The sequence below is a fragment of the uncultured Tepidimonas sp. genome, assembly GCF_938045175.1.
In the GTDB taxonomy this organism is placed as follows: Bacteria; Pseudomonadota; Gammaproteobacteria; order Burkholderiales; family Burkholderiaceae_C; genus Tepidimonas.
On the sequence record NZ_CALIND010000022.1, the window covers coordinates 1 to 2,913 of the forward strand.

4 protein-coding genes are annotated in these 2,913 nt (G+C 71.4%); 1 reads left to right on the forward strand and 3 read right to left on the reverse strand.

Going from position 1 to position 2,913, the window contains the following annotated elements:
- The 3 genes from Q0716_RS01105 to queG all read right to left on the reverse strand — a co-directional run.
- The coding region (locus tag Q0716_RS01105) for an MCE family protein (RefSeq protein WP_299018769.1) at positions 1-521 on the reverse strand (521 nt) is incomplete at its 3' end.
- Between the two features lie 4 nt (positions 522-525).
- A complete protein-coding gene (locus Q0716_RS01110) occupies positions 526-1,311 on the reverse strand; it encodes an ABC transporter permease (protein WP_299018771.1) in 786 nt (261 codons plus the stop codon).
- A gap of 9 nt (positions 1,312-1,320) precedes the next feature.
- Complete coding sequence (queG, locus tag Q0716_RS01115; RefSeq protein WP_299018775.1) at positions 1,321-2,397, reverse strand: tRNA epoxyqueuosine(34) reductase QueG; 1,077 nt, start codon at positions 2,395-2,397, stop codon at positions 1,321-1,323.
- A 116-nt stretch (positions 2,398-2,513) separates the two neighbouring features.
- Here queG and tsaE point away from each other — a divergent pair.
- Positions 2,514-2,913 (forward strand): tRNA (adenosine(37)-N6)-threonylcarbamoyltransferase complex ATPase subunit type 1 TsaE (gene tsaE, locus Q0716_RS01120; protein WP_299018773.1); only part of this gene is annotated, 400 nt, incomplete at its 3' end.

Consider the following 2,913-nt stretch of genomic DNA (forward strand, 5'->3'; position numbering starts at 1 on the left):
ATGGCTTTGATCTGCTCCAGCAGCTCGCGCGCAGTGTTGACCATGCGCGGCAAGTCGGCCAGCGCGTCGCCGCGCAATACCGGCCGCTGCGCCCCGTCGGGCAGCAGCGGCCCCTCCAGCACACCGGTGTAAGCCCGCAGGCGCACACCGCCGACCAGCCCCCGCTCCATGGTGAAGACACTGCCCTCGCGCAGCCAGTGCGCCTCGCGCCGCGCCACGTCGATCACGATGCGCACCGTCCCGTCGGGGGCCAGTTCGATGCGGCGCACGCGCCCGATGGGAAACCCCGAAAACGTCAGGTCCATGCCCACCGCCACGCCCTCGGCGTCGTCGGCGGTCAGCACCAGGGTCTGCGTCGGCTCGAACACGCCACGCGCGTACAGCACATACAGCGTCGAGGCCAACAGCAGCACACCCAGCAGCACCAGCAGGCCGCGCGCGCGGCGCTCGACGGCCGCCGCGATCGCGGGCGGCTCCCGATCGGCATGGGCTGGCGGCGGGGAGTCGGACACCGGGTTCATGGGCTCAATAATAGTTGCCGATCAGCGACAGCAGCTCCACCAGCAACAGAACGGCGGCGGTGCGCACCAGCGCCCGCACGTCGCCCTGGGGCGACGACTCGAACGCCGCCACCATGGGCACCAGCGAGATCGCCAGCGCAAACCCCAGCGTCTTGAACACGAAGATCAACGCGACCGCGGGGGAAAAGACATGTCCGACGGCGCGCGTGTAGGGGGCCAGGGCCCACGGCGTGAAGCCGTACAGGTTGAGATAGGCCAGCACCAGCGCCAGCACGGCGCTCAGCATCACGAGCAGCAGCGTGGCAAACACCCCACTGAGCACGCGCGGCAAGGCCAGCTCGCGCAGCGGATCCTGCCCAGCGCGGCGCAGTGCATCGAACGTGCCGCCGTCGCGCAGGGCTTGCAACGCCCGCCCGTGGCCCACCGTGACGCGCAACAAGACGAACAACGCCGCCGTCAGGGGAATGAGCTCCAGCACCAGCACCCGCACCACCATCTCGACCGCATACTGCGTCAGCCCATAGCTGATGGCGGTGACGACCACGATACGGATGAGCACTTGCCCGAACAGCGCCGACAGCACGGCATACCACCACACCGCGGGCACGGCAGCGGCGACCAGTTGCTCGGCCAGCGCGTGCCAGCGCGCGCCGCGGTAGCTGGACGCCATGCACGCCCACGCCAGCACCCGGCCCGTCAAGCGCAGCCACTCGCCCCAGTGGGCCAGCGCGGCCAGGGGCCCACGCCGGGCGGGGATGGCGACCAAGGGATCACGGCGATCGGCGCTCATGGCGTCATCCTAGTCCATCAGGGCCCAGGCGACGTGCTCGCGCACCAGTACGGGCGTGTCGGGGTCGGCCAGCGCAGGGGCCAGCGCCGACTCGATCGCGGCTTGCTGCGCAGTGTCGCCCCGCGCACGGGCAGCCGCGCGCGCATTGCCCAGCGCCACGGCCAGGTTGCGCCGCCAGCGCTGGTAGCCGATGCGCTGGATGGCGCTGCCCTCGGTGTGGCGCAAAAACTCGCCCTCCGACCAGGCCCATAGCGGCAGCAGTCGCGGGGCGGCCAGCGCGTCGCGGGCGTCGAAATCCGGCAGCGGGCTGCGGCGCGCGTACTTGTTCCAGGGACAAATCAACTGGCAATCGTCGCAGCCGACAATGCGGTTACCCAGCGCACGGCGCAGCGGCACGGGGATCGGCCCCTCGTGCTCGATCGTCAGGTACGAAATGCAGCGGCGCGCATCGAGCCGGTACGGCGCGACGATGGCGCCCGTCGGGCACACGTCGATGCACGCCTGGCAGCGGCCGCAGTGCGCCGGGTGCGCAGGCGTGGGCGGTAGCGCCTGGTCGATAAAAATCTCGCCCAGAAAAAACATCGACCCCGCGTCGCGGTGCAACGCCAGCGTATGCTTGCCGCGCCAGCCCAGGCCACTGCGCGTGGCCAGCTCCACCTCCAGCACCGGTGCCGAGTCGGTAAACACGCGCGTCTGGGGCGCGGGCTGCCCCGCCGCGACCCACTCGGCCTCGATGCGCTGCGCGAGCTGCTGCAGCCGCCGCCGCAGCACCTTGTGGTAGTCGCGTCCGCGGGCGTAGATCGACACGACGGCAGCGTCCGGGTCGGCCAGCCGCGCCCACTCGCGCGCGCGCCAGTCCTCGCCCGCGTCACGCGGCAAGTAGTCCATGCGCGCGGTGATCACGCTCAGCGTGCCCGGCACCAACTCCGCCGGGCGGGCGCGCCGCAGCCCATGGCGCGCCATGTAGTCCATCGTGCCATGAAAGCCTGCGGCCAACCAGGCCAGCAACCCGGGCTCGGCATGCGACAGGTCGACGGCACTGACGCCGATCTGGGAAAATCCCAGCGCGAGCGCCCAGCCGCGGATGCGCTCGACCCAAGCGACGCCGGTGTCCGGTGTCGGCTGGGCGGGCGCATCGGCCCCGCTCGGCGTGGGTATTGGCTGCATGCGCCGCGATTGTAGGAAGTCCCCGAGAAAGATCCATGTCTTCGTCCCCCACGCCCCTGCCCACCGCCACGCGCGACTGGCTTGCCGCCAGCGAGGACGACACCGCGCGCCTGGCACAACGGCTGGCTGCAGCCATGCAGGCCGACGCGTCGCTGGCCGACGCGCTGCTGACCCTGCGCGGCGAGCTGGGCGCGGGCAAGACCACCTTCGTGCGCCACCTGCTGCGGGCGCTGGGCGTGACGGGGCGCATCAAGAGCCCGACCTATGCCCTGGTCGAGCCCTATGAGCTGCCCGCCACCCCTGCGTGGGGCGGCCCCCTGCCCGCCTGGCACGCCGATCTGTATCGCTTCGACGACCCGCGCGAGTGGGAGGACGCGGGCCTGCGGGAACTGTTCGCCGGGCGCGGGCTCAAGCTGGTCGAATGGCCGGACAAGG